Annotated in this window: 20 protein-coding genes; 17 read left to right on the top strand and 3 right to left on the bottom strand. The window is 68.0% G+C overall.

The window, feature by feature from the left end; all coding sequences use genetic code 11:
- The first annotated feature begins 46 nt into the window (after positions 1 to 46).
- Positions 47 to 1,282 carry a PepSY domain-containing protein gene (locus DFS13_RS29775; RefSeq protein ID WP_080323561.1) on the top strand — a complete coding sequence of 412 codons (1,236 nt, stop codon included), beginning with the start codon at positions 47 to 49 and terminating at the stop codon, positions 1,280 to 1,282.
- Positions 1,283 to 1,380: 98 nt separating this feature from the next.
- Here DFS13_RS29775 and DFS13_RS29780 read toward each other — a convergent pair whose 3' ends face one another.
- The gene (locus DFS13_RS29780) at positions 1,381 to 1,983 is read right to left on the bottom strand and encodes a DNA-3-methyladenine glycosylase I (RefSeq protein ID WP_006489711.1); all 603 of its coding nucleotides are present in this window, start codon (positions 1,981 to 1,983) and stop codon (positions 1,381 to 1,383) included.
- A 141-nt stretch (positions 1,984 to 2,124) separates the two neighbouring features.
- On the opposite strand from DFS13_RS29780, the gene DFS13_RS29785 reads away from it, so the two are divergent.
- Both DFS13_RS29785 and DFS13_RS29790 read left to right on the top strand, forming a co-directional pair.
- Positions 2,125 to 3,006, top strand: a complete 882-nt coding sequence (locus tag DFS13_RS29785) for a BadF/BadG/BcrA/BcrD ATPase family protein (protein WP_034201115.1) — start codon at positions 2,125 to 2,127, stop codon at positions 3,004 to 3,006.
- A gap of 161 nt (positions 3,007 to 3,167) precedes the next feature.
- The gene (locus DFS13_RS29790) at positions 3,168 to 3,992 is read left to right on the top strand and encodes a Cof-type HAD-IIB family hydrolase (RefSeq protein WP_006496246.1); all 825 of its coding nucleotides are present in this window, start codon (positions 3,168 to 3,170) and stop codon (positions 3,990 to 3,992) included.
- 130 nt (positions 3,993 to 4,122) lie between these two features.
- On the opposite strand, the gene aqpZ is transcribed toward DFS13_RS29790, so the two are convergent.
- Positions 4,123 to 4,866 carry an aquaporin Z gene (aqpZ, locus tag DFS13_RS29795; protein ID WP_006489324.1) on the bottom strand — a complete coding sequence of 248 codons (744 nt, stop codon included), beginning with the start codon at positions 4,864 to 4,866 and terminating at the stop codon, positions 4,123 to 4,125.
- A gap of 299 nt (positions 4,867 to 5,165) precedes the next feature.
- On the opposite strand from aqpZ, the gene DFS13_RS29800 reads away from it, so the two are divergent.
- Positions 5,166 to 5,462 carry an H-NS histone family protein gene (locus DFS13_RS29800; protein WP_006489320.1) on the top strand — a complete coding sequence of 99 codons (297 nt, stop codon included), beginning with the start codon at positions 5,166 to 5,168 and terminating at the stop codon, positions 5,460 to 5,462.
- A gap of 103 nt (positions 5,463 to 5,565) precedes the next feature.
- Here DFS13_RS29800 and DFS13_RS29805 read toward each other — a convergent pair whose 3' ends face one another.
- A complete protein-coding gene (locus DFS13_RS29805) occupies positions 5,566 to 6,630 on the bottom strand; it encodes a glycosyltransferase family 4 protein (protein ID WP_006489318.1) in 1,065 nt (354 codons plus the stop codon).
- Between the two features lie 663 nt (positions 6,631 to 7,293).
- Here DFS13_RS29805 and flhD point away from each other — a divergent pair.
- The 13 genes from flhD (at position 7,294) to cheZ (ending at position 19,627) form a co-directional block, all read left to right on the top strand.
- Positions 7,294 to 7,614 (top strand): flagellar transcriptional regulator FlhD, encoded by a 321-nt coding sequence (gene flhD, locus DFS13_RS29815; RefSeq protein WP_011350590.1) that lies wholly within the window; start codon positions 7,294 to 7,296, stop codon positions 7,612 to 7,614.
- A gap of 92 nt (positions 7,615 to 7,706) precedes the next feature.
- Entirely contained in the window at positions 7,707 to 8,261 is a 555-nt protein-coding gene (flhC, locus tag DFS13_RS29820) for a flagellar transcriptional regulator FlhC (RefSeq protein ID WP_006493184.1), read from the top strand.
- Between the two features lie 180 nt (positions 8,262 to 8,441).
- On the top strand, positions 8,442 to 9,302 hold the full coding sequence (gene motA / locus DFS13_RS29825; RefSeq protein WP_006482649.1) for a flagellar motor stator protein MotA: 861 nt from the start codon (positions 8,442 to 8,444) through the stop codon (positions 9,300 to 9,302).
- Positions 9,303 to 9,315: 13 nt separating this feature from the next.
- The gene (motB, locus tag DFS13_RS29830; protein WP_006482647.1) at positions 9,316 to 10,335 is read left to right on the top strand and encodes a flagellar motor protein MotB; all 1,020 of its coding nucleotides are present in this window, start codon (positions 9,316 to 9,318) and stop codon (positions 10,333 to 10,335) included.
- Positions 10,336 to 10,359: 24 nt separating this feature from the next.
- Complete coding sequence (locus DFS13_RS29835) at positions 10,360 to 10,737, top strand: response regulator (RefSeq protein ID WP_006482646.1); 378 nt, start codon at positions 10,360 to 10,362, stop codon at positions 10,735 to 10,737.
- Positions 10,738 to 10,770: 33 nt separating this feature from the next.
- A complete protein-coding gene (gene cheA, locus DFS13_RS29840; RefSeq protein ID WP_111442468.1) occupies positions 10,771 to 13,032 on the top strand; it encodes a chemotaxis protein CheA in 2,262 nt (753 codons plus the stop codon).
- A gap of 47 nt (positions 13,033 to 13,079) precedes the next feature.
- Entirely contained in the window at positions 13,080 to 13,595 is a 516-nt protein-coding gene (cheW, locus tag DFS13_RS29845) for a chemotaxis protein CheW (protein WP_006486165.1), read from the top strand.
- Between the two features lie 37 nt (positions 13,596 to 13,632).
- Positions 13,633 to 15,591 carry a methyl-accepting chemotaxis protein gene (locus tag DFS13_RS29850; RefSeq protein ID WP_034201113.1) on the top strand — a complete coding sequence of 653 codons (1,959 nt, stop codon included), beginning with the start codon at positions 13,633 to 13,635 and terminating at the stop codon, positions 15,589 to 15,591.
- Between the two features lie 3 nt (positions 15,592 to 15,594).
- Positions 15,595 to 16,587, top strand: coding sequence for a CheR family methyltransferase (locus tag DFS13_RS29855; protein ID WP_006493442.1), 993 nt, complete (start codon positions 15,595 to 15,597; stop codon positions 16,585 to 16,587).
- Entirely contained in the window at positions 16,584 to 17,342 is a 759-nt protein-coding gene (gene cheD / locus DFS13_RS29860; RefSeq protein ID WP_006497454.1) for a chemoreceptor glutamine deamidase CheD, read from the top strand. The genes DFS13_RS29855 and cheD overlap by 4 nt, the downstream gene beginning before the upstream one ends.
- Entirely contained in the window at positions 17,339 to 18,430 is a 1,092-nt protein-coding gene (locus tag DFS13_RS29865) for a chemotaxis response regulator protein-glutamate methylesterase (protein WP_012492268.1), read from the top strand. Before cheD ends, DFS13_RS29865 begins: the two co-directional genes overlap by 4 nt.
- A gap of 67 nt (positions 18,431 to 18,497) precedes the next feature.
- A complete protein-coding gene (gene cheY, locus DFS13_RS29870) occupies positions 18,498 to 18,893 on the top strand; it encodes a chemotaxis response regulator CheY (RefSeq protein WP_006485893.1) in 396 nt (131 codons plus the stop codon).
- A 2-nt stretch (positions 18,894 to 18,895) separates the two neighbouring features.
- The gene (gene cheZ / locus DFS13_RS29875; protein WP_006485885.1) at positions 18,896 to 19,627 is read left to right on the top strand and encodes a protein phosphatase CheZ; all 732 of its coding nucleotides are present in this window, start codon (positions 18,896 to 18,898) and stop codon (positions 19,625 to 19,627) included.
- Positions 19,628 to 19,848 lie beyond the last annotated feature (221 nt).

Genomic DNA, 19,848 nt, shown 5'->3' on the forward strand with positions numbered 1-19,848 from the left:
GGGGCCGCCGCTCGTGCCGGCCCGCCTTCCTTTCGCTGCGCACGCGATGAATGCGTTCCTGCGACCGTTTCTCGTGCGCCTGCACCGCTGGTTCGGGCTCGCCATCGCGCTGTTCCTGTTCGTCGCGGGGCTCACCGGCGCATTGATTGCGTGGGACCATGAGCTCGACGCGGCGCTGAACCCGGATTTCTACACCGCGCGCAGCGGCGCGGCGCCGCTGGCGCCGCTCGAACTCGCGGCGCGCATCGAGGCCGCCGATCCGCGCGTGCAGGTGACCTATCTGCCGCTCGCGATCGAACCGGGACACACGCTGCAGGCGGGCGTGATGCCGCGTACCGATCCGGCGACCGGCCAGCCGTACGCACTCGGTTTCAGCCAGATCGCCGTCGATCCCGCGACCGGCGCGGTGCAGGGCCGCCGCGAATGGGGCGCGCCGTCGCTCGCGCGGCTCGACCTGATGCCGTTCATCTACCGGCTGCATTACTCGCTGTTCCTGCCCGTGTACGGCGGGGTCAACTTCGGGTTCTGGGTGATGGGCGTCGTCGGCATCGTGTGGGCGATCGACAGCCTGATCGCGCTGGTGCTGGCGTTTCCGAACCTGAAAAGCTGGCGCAAGTCGTTCGCGTTCCGCGTGCGGCGCGGCGGCTACCCGCTCGTGTTCGACCTGCACCGCTCGGGCGGCGTGTGGGTGTGGGGGCTGTTGCTCGTCGTTGCGATCACATCGATCTCGATGAACCTCGCCGTTCCGGTCGTGCGCCCGCTGGTCTCGCTGGTGTCGCCGCTTGCCGAAACGCCGTATACGAATCCGGAGCATTTCCCGCCGGCCCCGCCGGGCAGCCAGATCCTGCCGCGCGAGCGGATCGTCGAGATCGCGCGCTCGGCCGGCCGCGACGCAGGGATCGCCGCGCCGCCGGGCGCGCTGCTGTTCGCGCCGGGGATGAACGCGTATGCGGTCGGATTCTTCACGCCGGGCAACGACCATGGCGACGTCGGGCTCGGCAATGCGTGGCTGTACTGGAATGCGGTGACCGGCAAGCCCGTCGCGGCTCAGGTGCCGGGCCGCGGTTCGGCCGGCGACCTGTTCATGCAGGCGCAGTTTCCGCTGCACTCGGGGCGAATCGCCGGTGTCGCCGGACGTGTCGCCGTGAGCGTGCTCGGCATCGTGATCGCGATGCTGAGCGTGACGGGTGTGTGCATCTGGGTGAAGAAGCGCAGCGCACGCGGGCGGGCTGCGCGGAGCGCGCGACCGGCCGTGCCGGCATCGTCGCGCGCCGCGCGATAAGGACCGCGGGGCAAGCAGCAAGCAGCAGGCGGCAAGCGGACGGCGCGACCGCCGCCGGGCCGCGGCGCGGCACCCGCGCCGGGTGTGCGCCCGCGCCGTCAGCCCGCCTTGCGCCGGCGGGCCGGCTGCTTGCCGCCGAGCGCCGCGCATCGCGCGTGGCACGGGCAGCCGGCTTCGTGATCGTTGACCATGCCGGTTGCCTGCATCAGCGCATAGCATATCGTCGAGCCGACGAACTTGCAGCCGTACGCCTTCAGCGCCTTGCTGAGCGCGTCGGACTGCTCGGTCGAGGCGGGCGCGTCGCGGTACGACTGCCACGCGTTCTGGACCGGCGTGCCGCCGACGAACGACCACAGGAACGCGGCGAGCGACCCGTGCTCTTCGCGGATGCGCTGCACGGCGCGCGCGTTGGTCACCGCCGATTCGACCTTCGCACGGTTGCGCACGATGCCCGGGTTCTCCAGCAATTTCTCGATGCGCGTGGGCGTGAAGCGCGCGACGGCATCGACGTCGAAATCGGCGAACGCTTCGCGATAGCCCGCGCGCTTGTTCAGGATCGTCGACCACGACAGCCCGGCCTGCGCGCCTTCCAGAATCAGCATTTCGAACAGGTGGCGATCGTCGTGCGAGGGCACGCCCCACTCGGTATCGTGATAGTGAGCGTCCGCTTCCGTCTTCACCCAGTTGCACCGCTGCGACATCGTCTGCCTCGTTTTCAGTGTCGATTCGATCGCGCCAGCATAGCGGAAGCCCTTTTGGCGGGATAGCCGGCCGAACGGCAGATGGGCGCGCGGCGCCGATCCGGTTAAGCTTGGCGCCTGTTCGAATCAGCGGGATGAAGCATGGCGGCATTACTTTTTGCGATCGGCATCGACGGCGGCGGCACGGGCACGCGCGCGGTACTGGCCGACCGGGACGGGCGCGAGCTGGCGCAGGGGCGCGGCGGCCCGTCGGGGCTCGGTCTCGGCATCGAGCGGGCATGGGCGTCGATCGGCGCGGCGTGCGCGGACGCGTTCACGCAGGCCGGTCTCGCGTTCGACTGGTCGCAGTGCGCGCTCGGCTGCGGGCTGGCCGGCGTCAACAACGCAGCGTGGCTCGCCGCATTCCGCGCGCAGGCGCCGCTCGGCGCGCTGGCGATCGAAAGCGACGCGTATACGACCGTCGTCGGCGCGCACGGCGGCGCGCCGGGGCTCATCGTCGCGCTCGGCACCGGCAGCATCGCGGCGGCGCTCGACGCGGCCGGCGCGTGCCGGATCGCGGGCGGCTTCGGCTTTCCGTCCGGCGACGAGGCGAGCGGCGCATGGCTCGGCGTGCGCGCGCTCGCGTATGCGCAACAGGCGCTCGACGGCCGCGTGCCGCGCGACGCGTTCGCCACGGCGCTGCTCGCGGAAACCGGCGCGCGCGATCGCGATGCGCTCGTCCAGTGGTCGTGCGACGCGAACCAGACGATCTACGCGCGTCTCGCGCCGATCGTGTTCGCGCACCGCACGCATCCGGTTGCGCGCGCGCTGATCGCGCAGGCTGGCGACGAGATCGGCAAGATGATCGACGCGCTCGATCCGCAGCACGCGCTGCCGGTCGCGCTGTGCGGCGGGCTGGCGGATGCGCTCGCGCCGGCCGTGCCGGCGCGGCATGCCGCGCGGCTGCGCGCGCCGCTCGACGATTCGGCGCATGGTGCGCTGCGGCTCGCGCTCCAGGCGTTGCGGGCGGCGGAGGGAGCCTAAGCCGAGCGGAGCGCGCGCGGCGAATGCCGCATCGCAGCAGCGCCGCAGGCGGCGCCCGGCCGGTAACCGCGAGGCAACCACTCGGCAACCGCCCGGCGCGCTGCCGGGCCCGACGTTAAAATGACGCTTCCTCCGTGCCCCGAGCGCCACTCTCCCGTCCCATGTACAAAGTCATCGCCACCGATCTCGACGGTACGCTGCTGAACAGCGACCACCAGCTCGACCCGTACACGATCGACACCGTCCGCCGGCTCGACCGCGACGGCGTGCAGTTCGTGATCGCCACGGGGCGCCACTATGCGGACGTCGCCGGCATTCGCGACGTGCTCGGCATCCGGCCGTACCTGATCACGTCGAACGGCGCACGCGTGCATGCGCCGGACGACACGAAGATCCACGGGCAGGACATCGACGCAGCGATCGTGCGCAGCCTCGTGCAGCCGGAAGTCGTCGGCGCGCACGGCCGCGTGATCGTCAACCTGTTTACCAACGACGGCTGGCTGATCGACCGCGAAGCGCCGCACCTGCTCGAATTCCACCAGGATTCGGGCTTCCGGTACGAGGTGATCGACATGGCCGCGCACGACGGCGCCGATATCGCGAAGGTGCTGTATATCGGCGAGCCGGCCGATCTGGCGGTCGTCGCCGAGCAGATGCGCGTGCAGTTCGGCGATACGCTGTACGTCACGTACTCGCTGCCCGACTGCCTCGAAGTGATGACCGCGAACGTGTCGAAGGGCCGCGCGCTGCGCACGGTGCTCGCGCGGCTCGGCGTCGACACCGGCCACTGCATCGCGTTCGGCGACAACATGAACGACATCGACCTGCTCGAAACCGCCGGCCATGCATTCATGATGAACAACGCGAACCCCGACCTGGTCGCGCGGCTGCCGCACATCCCGCGGATCGGCAACAACTTCGACGCGGGCGTCGCCCGCCACCTGCGCACGCTGTTCTCGCTCGAAGACGACGTCGTCGCGTCCTGAGCGCCCGCCCGGGCGCGTATTCCGCGCGGAAATGAAAAACGGGCGCCAGGGGCGCCCGTCGAAATTGCCTGCCTCGATGTTCTTCGACAGCGTGAGGCTCGCTGCTCTGCTCGCTTGACCCCGTAGTGTTTTATTCGCTTGTGCGAGCGGATGCCGGCAGCAGGTCGACGGCGTCGTCACGCCCGGCGACCAGCGGATAGATGATCCCCGCGAGTACCGCACCGATCAGCGGCGCGACCCAGAACAGCCAGAGCTGGCCGATCGCGTCGCCGCCCACGAACAGCGCCGGGCCGGTCGAGCGCGCCGGGTTCACCGACGTGTTGGTGACCGGAATCGAGATCAGGTGGATCAGCGTCAGGCACAGCCCGATCGCGATCGGCGCGAAGCCGGCGGGCACCCCGCGCTTGTCGGTCGCACCGAGGATCACGAACAGGAAGAAGCCCGTCATCACGACTTCGCAGATGAACGACGCGGCGAGCGAGTAGTGGCCGGGCGAGCGATCGCCGAAGCCGTTCGTCGCAAAGCCGCTGCCGACGACGTCGAAACCCGGCTTGCCGGTTGCGATCAGGTACAGCACGAACGCGCCGAGCGTGGCGCCGACGACCTGCGCGACGATGTACGGCGCGAGGTCGCGTGCCGGGAAGCGGCCGGCAACCGTCAGGCCGACGCTCACCGCCGGATTCAGGTGGCAACCCGAGATGTGGCCGATTGCGAATGCCATCGTCAGCACGGTCAGGCCGAAGGCGAGTGCGACGCCGGCAAAGCCGATACCGAGGCCCGGAAAGGCGGCGGCCAGCACGGCGCTTCCGCACCCGCCGAGCACCAGCCAGAACGTGCCGAATACCTCTGCAGCGAGACGCTGAGAAAGATTCATGTAAGGACCTCGTCCAAGTGGGTTGAAGACCCCGGCCGACGCAACGGATTTATTTCGTCGTCCGGAATTGGTCTGGATTATAGGAAATGAATCGGGTCCGGGAGGGTAAACGATTGTTAAATTTGAATGGCTGACGAATGCCTTTTATTAGAATAAGTCCGCATTCTCGATATAGACGATTCGGTTAAAGATGGCAGCATTAATTTCGAAGGGCAGGGCGGCAGTGCAGACGACGTAACGGATGTTGGTGTCCCGGCCGGATTCGCCGGGGCCGCATCATCGAAAAGGGGAGTCGAAAAATGTCTCAATACGCGAAACTCAAGGCGCAGATCGCCGATCTGCAGGCCCAGGCGGACGACGTGCGCCGCCAGGAAGTGGCAGCGGTGATCGCCGATGTCCAGCGAATGATTGCCGAATATGGCCTGACGGCCCAGGACCTGGGCTTCGCGGAACGGGCACGGCGCGGGCGTCCGCCGAAGAAGGCACCGTTGCCGCCTAAATACCGCGATCCGAAGTCGGGTGCAACCTGGAGCGGGCGTGGCAAGCCGCCGAATTGGATCGTCGGCAAAAACCGCGATCGTTTCCTGATCGAGTGACCGAAAGCCCAATAGAAAGAGCCGCATCGACGATGCGGCTCTTTTGTTTTGCGCGCCGATTTCGGCGCGGATTTTACGGTCTATTTCGGCGCGGATTTCCGTGTCAGGCGCCCGCGACCCGGCGCAATGCCGGTTGCTTGGTTGCCGCGCAAAGCGATTCGTAAGTTTCGACGTAACGCCGCGCCATTGCCTTCGAGCTGAAACGCGTGTCGAAACGTTCGCGGATCGCGGGGCGCGACAGGCTGTCGATCCGGTGCAGCGCGCCGACCGCGCCCTGCACGTCTTCGACGATGAAGCCGGTCACGCCGTCCTCGATCACTTCCGGCACCGAGCCGCGGTTGAACGCGACGACCGGCGTGCCGCAGGCCATCGCCTCGATCATCACCAGGCCGAACGGCTCCGGCCAGTCGATCGGGAACAGCAGCGCCTTCGCGCCGGACAGGAACGCGGGTTTTTGCGCTTCGTTGATCTCGCCGATGAATTCGACATGCGCCTGGTCGAGCAGCGGCTCGATCACTTCCTTGAAGTAGTCGGCGTCGGCCTTGTCGACCTTCGCGGCGATCTTCAGCGGCAGCCCGCTTTGCGCGGCGATCCGGATCGCGGTGTCGACACGCTTTTCGGGACAGATCCGGCCGAGGAACGCAAGGTATTCGGGCTTCACGTCCGGCTGCGGCGTGAGCAGCGTGTCGGGCAGGCCGTGGTACACGGTGCCGGCCCACGCGGCTTGCGGCAGCGGCTTGCGCTGGTTGTTCGAGATCGACACGACCGGCGAATCGGGGAACGCGTCGAACACGGGCTGCAGTTCCGGCAGGTCGAGGCGGCCGTGCAGCGTCGTCACGTACGGCGTGTCGAGGCGCGACATCAGCGGGAACGGCAGGTAGTCGAGGTGGAAGTGCAGCACGTCGAATTCGTGCGCGACCCGCGCGACCTGTTCGAGGAGCCGCATATGGGGCGCCATCGAATCGCGGACCGACGGGTCGAGCCGCAGTGCGCGCGGCCAGGCCGCCTCGAGACGGGCCGACGTGACGGAGTCGCCGCTGGCGAACAGCGTCACGTCATGGCCGAGTTCGACGAGCGCCTCGGTGAGGTAGGACACGACACGCTCGGTGCCGCCGTAGAGTTTCGGCGGGACGGCTTCGTAAAGCGGCGCGATCTGGGCAATTCGCATGGGTGTTCTCCTGTGTCGATCCATGGGCGCGACGGCGCCGATGCGGATCCCGTACAAGGTTGCGGAACTTGCCGACACACGCGGTTGGCGGTACGTGGCCGGGCCCTGGGCGGATGCGCGGAGCGCCGGACGGCAAGCTGCGGGGCGGGCCGGCACGGCTCGCGCCGCCGCCCATTGGAGTCCATTATCGATATCGCCCTGAGGGGTTCGAGTGTTTTTTCAAACACTTAAGGCTTGTTACACGATGAAATACGCAAAAACCCCGAGAAAAAGGGCGCGGAATCGTGAATCGAGATGGCCACAACTATTGTTGCGCTATCGTGAAAAAGCACTATAATTTTTACCGATCCGATTGCCGGCAGCCTTGCCGGCAAGCCTTCCACGCCTGGTGCGACGGCCGTCGGGCGTCTCGCAACCGAATCCGCGTTGCAACCCGTTTTTTCGAATCCCCTTTCAATCCGCCTTGTCGGAAAAATTCCTACACGGTTTACAGACAAATCCTGCACGGCATACGCCACTTCGCTGATACCGGCATAAATGCCGTTTGGCCAAAATTCGCCCTGTAAGACTATAAACGAGCCGGCTGAGCGTCCAGTGCGCACTGACCGAGCAAACGTTTTCATAACATGAATGGCCAAAGCAAAGCTCTTTAACGGGGGAATCATGAGCGCTACCAGCGAAATGCTCAGTGAGATCAAAGAGGTCAACCTGTCGTACCTCCTCCTCGCGCAACGACTGCTGCGGGAAGACAAGGCGATGGGTATGTTCCGCATGGGCATTTCCCAGGAACTCGCCGACGTGCTCGCCAACCTCACGCTCGCTCAGACCGTGAAGCTGGCCGCGTCCAACCAGATGCTGTGCCGCTTCCGCTTCGATGATCACGCGCTGCTGTCGTCGCTCGCCGACAAGGGCCGCAGCGACGTCGTCGCGCACGCCCACTCGGCCATCCTGATGGCCGGGCAGCAGGTCGAAGGCGTCCGCTGATCCATCCCGCCTTGCGTCTGTCCCGGCGTGTCGCGCCGGCCGGCGGCGTATTGGCCATTCATTCGAATAACGTCAAGCGGACGGTTATCACCATGGCAAGCAAAAGCGTCGTGATCGAGGTGAAGGAAATCACCCTCGCCATCGAACTGATCGAACTGGGCGCCCGGCTGCAGCTGCTGGAGGCGGAGACGAGCCTGTCGCGGGACCGTCTGATCAAGCTGTACAAGGAACTGAAGGGCGTGTCGCCGCCGAAGGGGATGCTGCCGTTCTCGACCGACTGGTTCATGACGTGGCAGCCGAACATCCACTCGTCGCTGTTCTACAACATCTACCGGTTCATGCAGGACCACGGCCGCTGCGAGCCGATCCAGTCGATCGTGAAGGCGTACCGGCTCTATCTGGAGCACGTGAACCTGTCCGGCGACGAGGCTGCGCTGAGCCTCACGCGGGCATGGACGCTGGTGCGCTTCTTCGATTCGGGGATGCTGCAGATGACCCCGTGCACGCGCTGCGGCGGCCATTTCGTCGCGCATGCGCATGATCCGCATCAAGGTTTCGTGTGCGGCCTGTGCCAGCCGCCGTCGCGCGCCGGCAAGACCCGCAAGGCCGCCGCCGCGCGCGCCGAACTGGCTGCCGCCGTGGCCTGAGCGCCCGCCGGGCAGGGCCGGACGGGGCGTGAGCGGCGCCTCCGGGGCCGCACGAATCGTCTGCGCATTGCTGGTAAACACCGTCGGGCCGCCGCCGGGCGGCCGCGAAAGTTTTCCTGCCGACTGCCGTAAACCTGTTTAACGGCGGTCTCCCCGCCGGTCTTTCGTGAGGGACAGGCAGTGCTGATTATCGTGGGAACACTCGTGACGCTGTTGTCCGTCTTCGGCGGTTATGCGCTGGCAGGCGGGCATCTGGGCGCCTTGATCCAGCCCGTCGAGATCCTGATGATCGCGGGCGCCGGCGTCGGCGCGTTCATCCTCGGCAACGGCGGCAAGACCATCAAGGCCACGCTGCGCGTGCTGCCGACGCTCTTCAAGGGCTCGAAATACACGAAGGATGTCTATATGGAGCTGATGGCGCTTCTTTACGTGCTGCTCGCGAAGGCACGCAAGGAAGGCACGCTGACGCTCGAGGCCGACATCGACGATCCGCAAAAGAGCCCGATCTTCACGCAATACCCGAAGATCCTCGCCGATCACCACATCGTCGAATTCCTGACCGACTACCTGCGCCTGATGGTGGGCGGCAACATGAACGCGTTCGAGATCGAAAGCCTGATGGACGAGGAGATCGAGACGCACCACGCGGAAGGCGAAGGCCCGGCGCACGCGCTGATGCGCGTCGGTGACGCGATGCCGGCGTTCGGGATCGTCGCGGCCGTGATGGGCGTCGTGCACACGATGGCCTCGGCCGACAAGCCGCCGGCGGTGCTCGGCGCGATGATCGCGCAGGCGCTAGTCGGCACGTTCCTCGGCATCCTGCTGTCGTACGGGCTGATCGGGCCGCTCGCGAGCCTCGCGGAGCAACGCGTCGCCGAGTCGACCAAGATGTTCCAGTGCATCAAGGTGACGATCCTCGCGACGCTGAACGGCTATGCGCCGGCGATCGCGGTCGAGTTCGGCCGCAAGGTGCTGTTCTCGACCGAGCGCCCGTCGTTCTCCGAGCTCGAAGAGCACGTGCGCCGCGTGAAGGCGAAGTGACGCGGAGCGACCGATGAGCAAGAGCAAGGATCGCGCGATCGTCGTCAAGCGGGTGGCCCCGGCGAAGAAGGGCCACCACGGCGGCGCATGGAAGCTCGCGTACGCGGACTTCATGACCGCGATGATGGCGTTCTTCCTGCTGATGTGGCTGCTGAGTTCGGTCACGCCGGTGCAACTGAAGGGGATCGCCGAATACTTCAACATGCCGCTGAAGGCCGCGATTCTCGGCAGCGGCGATCGCAGTTCGCAGGACTCGAGCATCATCAACGGCGGCGGCCGCGACCTGTCGAGCGTCGACGCCGGCACGCTGCGCCGCACCGACGGCACGACCTCGCTCGCCGAGCGCCTCGCGAAGGCGGGCGACGAAAATTCCCGGTCGCAGGCCCAGGGCGCGCAGGACCGGCTCGAGCAGACGCGCCTGCACGACCTGCAGATCAAGCTGATGGCCGCGATCGAGGCCAATCCGACGCTGCGCCAGTTCAAGCAGCAGATCCGCATCGATTCGACGCTGATGGGGCTGCGCATCGAGATCGTCGATACGCAGAAGCGGCCGATGTTCGCGATGTCGAGCGATCGCGTCGAGCCGTACATGCGCGACATCCTGCGCGAGATCGGCAAGACGCTGAACGACGTGCCGAACCGGATCATCGTCCAGGGCCACACCGACGCCGTGCCGTACGCGGGCGGCGAGGGCGGCTACAGCAACTGGGAGCTGTCGGCCGACCGCGCGAACGCGTCGCGCCGCGAGCTGATCTCCGGCGGCATGGACGAGGCGAAAGTGCTGCGCGTGCTGGGCCTCGCGTCGACGCAGAACCTGAACAAGGCCGATCCGCTCGATCCGGAAAACCGCCGGATCAGCGTGATCGTGCTGAATCGCAAATCCGAAGAAGCGCTGATGCGCGACGACGCGACGACGACGACGTTGTCCGCCGACGCGGCCGGTTCGAAGCTGCTCGCGCAGCAGCTCGGCGGCCCGACGCCGGCGGTGCGTCCGGTCGTGGCGAGCGCCGTCGCCGTGGCGCCGAAACCCTGACGTTTCCAAGATTCCGAGACAGACATGATCCGAACCATTCTCGCCATCGACGACTCCGCGACCATGCGTGCGCTGCTGCAGGCCACGCTTGCGCAGGCCGGCTACGACGTGACGGTGGCGCCGGACGGCGAAGCCGGCTTCGACATGGCCGCGACGGCGCCGTACGACCTGGTGCTGACCGACCAGAACATGCCGCGCAAGAACGGGCTCGAGGTGATCGCGGCGCTGCGCAAGCTGACCGCGTACGCGGACACGCCGATCCTCGTGCTGACGACCGAGGGCAGCGATGCCTTCAAGGACGCCGCACGCGACGCCGGCGCGACCGGCTGGATCGAAAAGCCGATCGATCCGGGCGTGCTGGTCGAGCTGGTCGCGACGCTGTCCGAACCGGCTGCCTCCTGACATGAACGCGACGAATTCAACCGGTGACCGGGCATGACTCTCGACATCACTCAGTTCTACCAGACCTTTTTCGACGAAGCCGACGAGCTGCTCGCGCAGATGGAGCAGCTGCTGCTGAACCTCGACGTTGATGCGCCCGATCCCGAGGATCTGGCGGCGATCTTCCGCGCCGCGCACTCGATCAAGGGCGGCGCGGCGACGTTCGGCTTTTCCGCGCTGACCGATACGACGCACATCCTCGAATCGCTGCTCGACCGCGCGCGCAACCATGAGCTGACGCTGACCAAGGACATGGTCGACGCGTTCCTGGAAACCAAGGACGTGCTGTCCGACCAGCTCGTCGACTACCGCGCGAGCGCCGAACCGGACGCGGCCGCTGCCGCGGCGATCTGCGCGAAGCTCGAACGGCTGAAGGCCGAAAGCGGCGCGGGTGCGCCTGCCGCCGCCGAGGCCGTGCCGGTTGCGCCGGTCGCCGCCGCGGCCGTTGCGCCGGCTGCCGAACCCGCCGCTGCCGGCGACCGTGCGCCCGATCACGTGGTCGAACAGGCCGTCGCGGCCGCGCATCCGGCGGCCGACGCCGGCGCCGGCGGCCCGCACCTGAAGATCACGCTGGTCGGCGTCGATGCGAAGGACCAGGCGCTGCTCACCGAAGAGCTCGGCAACCTCGGCCGGATCGTCGGTCGCGAGGAAGCGGGCGCGGACCTGTCGCTGTGGGTCGAATCGGACGTCCCGTCGGACGACATCGTCGCCGTGTGCTGCTTCGTGATCGACGAAAGCCAGATCCGCGTCGCGCACGGCACGGCGCCGGCCGCGCAGGCGGCACCGGCCGCCGCGCAGGACGCGGCCGCCGCGGTGGCCGCCGAACCGGCCGCCGCCGCGCCGCCCGCGCGCGTCGAGGTGTTCGCGCCGCAGGCCGCCGCCGCGCAGCCGGCTGCTTCGGCGCCGGCCGAGCCGGCGGCCGCAGCCGCCGCGCAGCCGCAGCCGCCGTCGCAACAGCACGCGCAACCGCAGCCCGCCGAGCACGCGGCGCCGGCCGCCGCGCATCACGACGACAAGCGCGCGCGCCCGGCCGCCGCGGCCGCGGCGGGCGCCGAAGGCAGCTCGATCCGCGTCGGCGTCGAGAAGGTCGACCAGCTGATCAACCTCGTCGGCGAACTGGTGATCACGCAAGCGATGCTGGCCGAGACGGCGAGCGCGTTCGATCCGGCGCTGCACGACCGCCTGTTCAACGGGATGGCGCAGCTCGAGCGCAACGCGCGCGACCTGCAGGAAGCGGTGATGTCGATCCGCATGATGCCGATGGACTACGTGTTCAGCCGCTTCCCGCGGCTCGTGCGCGATCTCGCCGGCAAGCTCGGCAAGCAGGTCGAACTGGTCACGTTCGGCCAGGCGACCGAGCTCGACAAGAGCCTGATCGAACGGATCATCGATCCGCTCACGCACCTGGTGCGCAACAGCCTCGACCACGGCATCGAAACCGTCGACAAGCGCGTCGCCGCCGGCAAGGACGCGGTCGGCCAGCTCGTGCTGTCGGCTGCGCATCACGGCGGCAACATCGTGATCGAGGTGAGCGACGACGGCGCGGGCCTGAACCGCGAGCGGATCCTCGCGAAGGCCGCGAAGCAGGGCATGCAGATCGCCGAGAACATCAGCGACGACGAAGTCTGGCAACTGATCTTCGCGCCGGGCTTCTCGACCGCCGAGACGGTGACCGACGTGTCGGGCCGCGGCGTCGGCATGGACGTCGTGAAGCGCAACATCCAGTCGATGGGCGGCCACGTCGAGATCACGTCGCTGGCCGGCCGCGGCACGACCACGCGGATCGTGCTGCCGCTCACGCTGGCGATCCTCGACGGGATGTCGGTGAAGGTGGGCAGCGAGATCTTCATCCTGCCGCTGAACTTCGTGATGGAGTCGCTGCAGCCGTCGAACGACGACATCTACACGGTCGGCAACGGCGAGCGCGTGGTGCGCGTGCGCGGTGAATACCTGCCGCTGGTCGCGCTGCACGAGGTGTTCTCGGTCGAGGACGCGCGCACCGACCCGACGCAGGGGATCGTCACGATCATGGAAACCGAGGGGCGCCGCTTCGCGATGCTGATCGACGAGCTGGTCGGCCAGCAGCAGGTGGTCGTGAAGAACCTCGAAACCAACTACCGCAAGGTCCATGGCATCTCGGCGGCGACCATCCTGGGCGACGGCAGCGTCGCGCTGATCGTCGACGTCGCGGCGCTGAACCGCGAAACCCGTGCGACGCACGGCGCCCGTGCCGGCGCCGAGCTCGCCGTCTTCTGACTCTCGCCATCAACCGATTGGGGGCAAACGTGTCTGCTGAAGTCCAAATGATCAATCCGGCCGCGGCGAACGCGGCAACCAGCCGCCGCGACGCGGAACAGGGCGACGCGACGGGCCAGGAATTCCTCGTGTTCACGCTCGGCGACGAGGAATACGGGATCGACATCCTGAAAGTGCAGGAAATCCGCGGCTACGACAGCGTCACGCGCATCGCGAACGCGCCGGAGTTCATCAAGGGCGTGATCAACCTGCGCGGGATCATCGTGCCGATCGTCGACATGCGGATCAAGTTCCACCTCGGCCGGGTCGAGTATGACCACCAGACCGTCGTGATCATCCTGAACGTGTCGAACCGCGTGGTCGGGATGGTGGTCGACGGCGTGTCGGACGTGCTGACGCTGCAGACCGACCAGATCATGCCGGCGCCGGAATTCGGCGCGACGCTGACGACCGAGTACCTGACGGGCCTCGGCACGGTCGACGGCCGGATGCTGATCCTGATGGACATCGAGAAGCTGATGTCGAGCCGTGAAATGGCGCTGATCGAGACGCTCGGCGGGTAAGCGCGCCGCGCGCGCAGCAATTTCGGGAGAATCTGCAATGTTGCATAACTGGTCGATCCGCACGACGCTCACGGCGGTCGGACTCATCCTCGTGTGCCTGGCCGCCGCGGTCGGCGGGCTCGGCCTCTACGCGCTGAATCACGCGAGCCGTTCGCTCGACGAGATCGCGCACGTCGACCTGCCGGCGATCCACACGCTGGACGACACGGCCGCGTACCTGCTGCGCTCGCGCGTCGCGCTCGATCGCTTTCGTACGCTGACCGAAGCCGGCAATGCGGCCGACGCGGCGAAGGTGCTCGATCGCGCGCAGGAGCTGTATGCGAAGTCGAACCAGAACTGGCAGACGTTCCAGTCGACGCCGAAGCTCGGCGTCGAGCAGGCGCTCGTCGACGAGCTCACCGCGCGTTACACGACGATCATGAAGGAAGGCGTCGAACCGGAATTTGCCGCGGCACGCGCGGGCGACATGGCCGCGTACCACGCGATCGCCGACGCGAAGATCAGCCCGATGTTCGTCGCGTTCGACCAGACGGCGGCAGCCGTGATCGCCGCGCTGCAAAAGCGCGCGGAAGAACGCCAGGCCGCGACGCAGTCGCAGATCTCGATGATGATCGCGCTGATCGCGGCCGGCATCGCGATCGCGTTCGTCGTCGTGATCGCGATCCGCTTCGCGCTGCGCGGGCTGATCGTCAAGCCGCTGGAAGATGCGATCGCGCACTTCGAGCGCATCGCCGGCGGCGACCTCACGCAGCCGGTGAACGTGTTCAGCACCAACGAGATCGGCCGCCTGTTCGGCGGCATCAAGCGGATGCAGGACGCCGTCACGACGATGGTGCAGGCCGTGCATCGCGGCACCGAATCGATCGACGTCGGCGCGCGCGAGATCGCGACCGGCAACATCGACCTGTCGCAGCGCACCGAGGAACAGGCCGCGTCGCTGCAGGAAACCGCGTCGAGCATGGAGCAGCTGACCGGCACCGTGCGGCAGAACGCGGAAAACGCGCGGCAGGCGAGCCAGCTCGCGGTGAACGCGTCGGACATCGCGACGCAGGGCGGCGACGTGGTCGGCCAGGTCGTATCGACGATGCAGGACATCGCGGCCAGCTCGGGCAAGGTCGTCGACATCATCGGCACGATCGAGGGCATCGCGTTCCAGACCAACATCCTCGCGCTGAACGCGGCCGTCGAAGCGGCGCGGGCCGGTGAGCAGGGCCGCGGCTTCGCGGTGGTCGCGGGCGAGGTGCGCTCGCTCGCGCAGCGCAGCGCGAGCGCCGCGAAGGAAATCAAGCAGCTGATCGGCGATTCGGCCGAGAAGGTCGACAGCGGGTCGGCGCTCGTCGCGCGCGCCGGCGCGACGATGGAAGAAATCGTGCAGGCCGTGCGCCGCGTGACCGACATCATGGGCGAGATCAGCGCCGCGTCCGACGAGCAGTCGACCGGCATCGAGCAGGTCAACCGCGCGGTCGGCCAGATGGATGCGGTCACGCAGCAGAACGCGGCGCTCGTCGAGCAGGCGGCCGCCGCGGCCGCGTCGCTCGAGGAGCAGACGCGCCAGATGAAGGCGATCGTGTCGGGCTGGCGCGTCGCGGGCGGCATCGTGCTCGCGCCGGCGCGCAGCGTCGCGCGGCCGGTGGCCCATGAACCGGCGGCGCTGCCGTCGGGCGCGCGCCACGACGCGCCGGTCGCCGCGCTGCCGGCGCCGCAGGCCGCGGTCCAGCCGGCGGCACGGCGTGCCGCGCCGGCGTCGCGCGCGGCCGCCGCGAGCGCCGACCACGAACCGAAGCGGGCGGCCGACGCCACTGCGCGTACGCAGAAGGACGCACCGGCTTCCCGCGGCGGCGCCGCCGCAGGCGGCTACGGCCCGCGTCTGGCGAAGACGGCCGCAGCGACGGACAAGCCGGCCGCGAAACCCGCGCTCGTGCGCCCGGCGCTGAACGGCGAGAAGCCGGCGCTGGCGGCCGCCGGCACGTCCGACGACGACTGGGAGACCTTCTAAGCCATGCAGCACGCGCGCGCGCCGTTTCGACCCGATGCACCGGATGCCTCGCCTCGCGCGGGCGAGCCGGGGCGCGACTTCGCGTTCACCGGCGCGGATTTCGCACGCATCCGCGCGCTGATCCACCAACGCGCGGGCATCTCGCTGTCCGAGCACAAGCGCGACATGGCCTACAGCCGTCTCGCGCGACGGCTGCGGGCGCGCGGCCTCGACACGTTCCGCGACTACCTCGACCTGCTCGAGCAGGAAGACGATCCGCTCGAGTGGGAAGCGTTCACCAACGCGCTGACGACCAACCTGACCGCGTTTTTCCGCGAGTCGCACCATTTCCCGATCCTGTCGGAATTCGTGAAGGGGCGGCCGGCGCCGGTGTCGGTCTGGTGCTCGGCGGCGTCCACCGGCGAGGAGCCGTACTCGATCGCGATCACGCTGATCGAGGCGCTCGGCGAAACGGCGGCGCGCAGCGCGTCGATCCTCGCGACCGATCTCGACACGCAGGTGCTCGCGAAGGCCGAAGCCGGCATCTATACGTACGACCAGGTCAAGCACCTGTCGCCGGAGCGGCTCAAGCGCTTCTTCCTGAAGGGCACGGGCGCGCAGGCCGGCCGCGTGAAGGTGCGCCCCGAGCTGCGCGCGATGATCCGTTTCGAGCAACTGAACCTGACCGATGCCGACTACGGGATCGGCAAGCCGTTCGACGCGATCTTCTGCCGCAACGTGATGATCTATTTCGACAAGCCGACGCAGGGGCAGGTGCTGTCGCGCTTCGAGCCGCTCGTGAAGCCGGGCGGCCTGCTGTTCGCCGGCCATTCGGAGAATTTCACGTACGTGACGCAGGCGTTCCGGCTGCGCGGGCAGACGGTGTACGAACTGACGCGCGACGCCGCTCAGGGCGCACGGTCGCGCGGCGCGCAGGCGAGCGCGGCGGCCGCGATGTCGTCGCCCGTGCGTGCGCGGGCCGCGGGCGGCGCGCCCGCCTATGGAGAGCGCGGATGAGCGCACTGCCGATCGCGACCAATCGCTACTTCGACAACCACTTCGAGCGCCCCGGCGTGAAGCTGTTGCCGAACGAGTTCTACACGACGTCCGAGGACATGGTGCTGATGACCGTGCTCGGCTCGTGTGTCGCCGCGTGCCTGCACGACCCGTATGCGGGCATCGGCGGGATGAACCACTTCATGCTGCCGGACGACGGCGCCGATCCGGGCGCCGCCGCGTCGGAATCGATGCGCTACGGCGCATATGCGATGGAAGTGCTGATCAACGAGCTGATCAAGGCCGGCGGGCGCCGCGAGCGCTTCGAGGCGAAGGTGTTCGGCGGCGCGGCCGTGCTGGCCGGGATGACGACGATCAACATCGGCGATCGCAACGCGGATTTCGTGCGCCGCTATCTCGCGCTCGAGCGCATCCGCATCACCGCGGAAGACCTGCAGGGCGTGCATCCGCGCAAGGTCGCGTTCATGCCGCACAGCGGGCGCGCGATGGTGAAGAAGCTGCGGCTGCAGGTGCCGGGCGTCACCGAGCGCGAAGCCGCGCTCGCGCGCGAGGCCGATCGCCTCCGCACCGCACGCACGCGTGCGCACGTCGAGCTGTTCGCCGCGAAGCGGCCTGCCGCGCCGCAACCGGCGCGCCCGCGCATCGAGCTGTTCGGCGCGCGTGGCGCCGCGCCGGCCGGCAGCGGCGGTGCGCGGACGGCTGGCCCGCAAGGGAGCCCGTACGCGGCGAACCTATCAAGAAAGCAGGAGGCATGACCGCAGTGCAGAAGATCAAAGTATTGTGCGTCGACGATTCGGCGCTGATCCGCAGCCTGATGACCGAGATCATCAACAGCCAGCCCGACATGACGGTGGTCGCGACCGCGCCCGATCCGCTCGTCGCGCGCGAGCTCATCAAGCAGCACAACCCCGACGTGCTCACGCTCGACGTCGAAATGCCGCGCATGGACGGGCTCGACTTCCTCGAGAAGCTGATGCGCCTGCGGCCGATGCCGGTCGTGATGGTGTCGTCGCTGACCGAGCGCGGCTCGGAAATCACGCTGCGCGCGCTCGAACTCGGCGCGGTGGATTTCGTCACGAAGCCGCGCGTCGGGATTCGCGACGGGATGCTCGACTACGCGGAAAAGCTCGCCGACAAGATCCGCGCGGCGTCGCGCGCGCGCGTGCGCCAGGCGCCGCAGCCGCAGGCCGCCGCGCGCACGGCGGACAGCGCCGCGGCCGCGCCGATGATCAACAACCCGCTCGTCAGTACCGAGAAGCTGATCATCATCGGCGCGTCGACGGGCGGCACCGAGGCGATCCGTGAAGTGCTGACGCCGCTGCCGCCGGATGCGCCGGCCGTGCTGATCGCGCAGCACATGCCGCCGGGCTTCACGAAATCGTTCGCGCAGCGACTGAACGGCCTGTGCCGGATCGCGGTGAAGGAAGCCGAGCATGGCGAACGCGTGCTGCCGGGCCATGCGTACATCGCGCCGGGCCACGCACACCTGTTGCTCGCGCGAAGCGGCGCGAACTATATTGCGCAACTGTCGGACGAGCCGCCGGTGAACCGGCACCGCCCGTCGGTCGACGTGCTGTTCCGCTCGGCGGCGACGCATGCGGGCAAGAACGCGATCGGCGTGATCCTCACCGGGATGGGCCGCGACGGCGCGGCGGGCCTGCTGGAAATGAAACGCGCGGGCGCCCACACGTTCGCGCAGGACGAAGCGAGCTGCATCGTGTTCGGGATGCCGCGCGAGGCGATCGCGCTCGGCGGCGCGGACGAGATCGCGCCGCTCGCCGACATGAGCCGCCGCGTGATGGCGCGCCTGGCGACGATGGGCGACCGCGTGCAGCGCGTGTGAATGGAATGTCACGGGGCGCGTGCCACGATACGCGTCCCGACGGAAACGAATCTGGAAAGGAACGACGATGGACAAGAGCATGAAAATCCTGGTGGTGGACGATTTCCCGACGATGCGCCGGATCGTCCGCAACCTGCTCAAGGAACTGGGCTATTCGAACGTCGACGAGGCCGAGGACGGCCTGGCCGGCCTCGCGCGGCTGCGCGGCGGCGGCTATGACTTCGTGATCTCGGACTGGAACATGCCGAACCTCGACGGCCTCGCGATGCTGAAGGAAATCCGCGCGGACGCGACGCTCACGCACCTGCCGGTGCTGATGGTCACGGCCGAGTCGAAGAAGGAGAACATCATCGCGGCCGCGCAGGCCGGCGCGAGCGGCTACGTCGTGAAACCGTTCACGGCCGCGACGCTCGACGAGAAGCTGAACAAGATCATCGACAAGATGGCCAAGGCCGGGAGCTGAACGTGAACGAGCCGATCCATGCGGCGCTCGCCGGCGCGGCGATCAACGCCGACGGCCATGCCGAAGGCGCCGATTACGCGAGCGACCGGATCCTCGCGCGCATCGGCCACGTCACGCGCACGCTGCGCGATTCGATGCGCGAGCTCGGGCTCGACAAGCACGTCGAGCGCGCGGCGGAAGCCGTGCCGGATGCGCGCGACCGGCTGCGCTACGTCGCGACGATGACCGAGCAGGCCGCGGTGCGCGTGCTGAATGCGATCGAGATCGCGAAGCCGATGCAGGAGCGCATCCAGAACGAGGCCGAGGCGCTCGACGCGCGCTGGGCGCAGTGGTACGCGGCGCCGATCGAGCACGCGGACGTGCGCGAGCTGATGGACGATACGCGCACGTTCCTGCGCACGCTGCCCGAGTCGACGTCGGCGACTCGCGCGCAGCTGCTCGAGATCATGCTCGCGCAGGATTTCCAGGATCTGACCGGCCAAGTGATCAAGAAGATCATGGACATGGTCTACCTGATCGAGCAGCAGCTCCTCACGGTGCTCGTCGAGAACATCGCGCCGGAGCGGCGCGAGCAGTTCGCGGCCACCGCCGCCGCGTTCGCGGCCGAGCAGATGAGCGCGACCGGCAGCCCCGAATCGCTGCTGAACGGCCCGCAGATCGCGCCGGAAGGCAAATCCGACGTCGTCCAGGACCAGGGGCAGGTCGACGACCTGCTCGCCAGCCTCGGCTTCTGACCTGGTCGCCACGCATCGGCGCGTCCCCTTCCGCGAGGCGGCCGATGCGCGCATTCCCCGTTCCCGCCGCCGTTTTCCCGTGTCCGCCGCCGATGCGCCGCGCGGCGTGATCCTGCGTCGAATTGACACGTGGCCACACTCCGCAGGCATACTACGCGTCAGCAGCAACGTAGCGTCATTCGTAAGATTCATAAGTTGGCAGGCGGCGGGGGCCGACGGCG

Source organism: Burkholderia sp. 28_3 (assembly GCF_003253915.1).
In the GTDB taxonomy this organism is placed as follows: Bacteria; Pseudomonadota; Gammaproteobacteria; order Burkholderiales; family Burkholderiaceae; genus Burkholderia; species Burkholderia cenocepacia.

Coding starts and splice junctions, on each gene's coding strand:
- DFS13_RS29775 (WP_080323561.1), top strand. CDS start 47: ATGAATGCGTTCCTGCGACCGTTTCTCGTGCGCCTGCACCGCTGGTTC.
- DFS13_RS29780 (WP_006489711.1), bottom strand. CDS start 1,983: ATGTCGCAGCGGTGCAACTGGGTGAAGACGGAAGCGGACGCTCACTAT.
- DFS13_RS29785 (WP_034201115.1), top strand. CDS start 2,125: ATGGCGGCATTACTTTTTGCGATCGGCATCGACGGCGGCGGCACGGGC.
- DFS13_RS29790 (WP_006496246.1), top strand. CDS start 3,168: ATGTACAAAGTCATCGCCACCGATCTCGACGGTACGCTGCTGAACAGC.
- aqpZ (WP_006489324.1), bottom strand. CDS start 4,866: ATGAATCTTTCTCAGCGTCTCGCTGCAGAGGTATTCGGCACGTTCTGG.
- DFS13_RS29800 (WP_006489320.1), top strand. CDS start 5,166: ATGTCTCAATACGCGAAACTCAAGGCGCAGATCGCCGATCTGCAGGCC.
- DFS13_RS29805 (WP_006489318.1), bottom strand. CDS start 6,630: ATGCGAATTGCCCAGATCGCGCCGCTTTACGAAGCCGTCCCGCCGAAA.
- flhD (WP_011350590.1), top strand. CDS start 7,294: ATGAGCGCTACCAGCGAAATGCTCAGTGAGATCAAAGAGGTCAACCTG.
- flhC (WP_006493184.1), top strand. CDS start 7,707: ATGGCAAGCAAAAGCGTCGTGATCGAGGTGAAGGAAATCACCCTCGCC.
- motB (WP_006482647.1), top strand. CDS start 9,316: ATGAGCAAGAGCAAGGATCGCGCGATCGTCGTCAAGCGGGTGGCCCCG.
- DFS13_RS29835 (WP_006482646.1), top strand. CDS start 10,360: ATGATCCGAACCATTCTCGCCATCGACGACTCCGCGACCATGCGTGCG.
- cheA (WP_111442468.1), top strand. CDS start 10,771: ATGACTCTCGACATCACTCAGTTCTACCAGACCTTTTTCGACGAAGCC.
- cheW (WP_006486165.1), top strand. CDS start 13,080: ATGATCAATCCGGCCGCGGCGAACGCGGCAACCAGCCGCCGCGACGCG.
- DFS13_RS29850 (WP_034201113.1), top strand. CDS start 13,633: ATGTTGCATAACTGGTCGATCCGCACGACGCTCACGGCGGTCGGACTC.
- DFS13_RS29855 (WP_006493442.1), top strand. CDS start 15,595: ATGCAGCACGCGCGCGCGCCGTTTCGACCCGATGCACCGGATGCCTCG.
- cheD (WP_006497454.1), top strand. CDS start 16,584: ATGAGCGCACTGCCGATCGCGACCAATCGCTACTTCGACAACCACTTC.
- DFS13_RS29865 (WP_012492268.1), top strand. CDS start 17,339: ATGACCGCAGTGCAGAAGATCAAAGTATTGTGCGTCGACGATTCGGCG.
- cheY (WP_006485893.1), top strand. CDS start 18,498: ATGGACAAGAGCATGAAAATCCTGGTGGTGGACGATTTCCCGACGATG.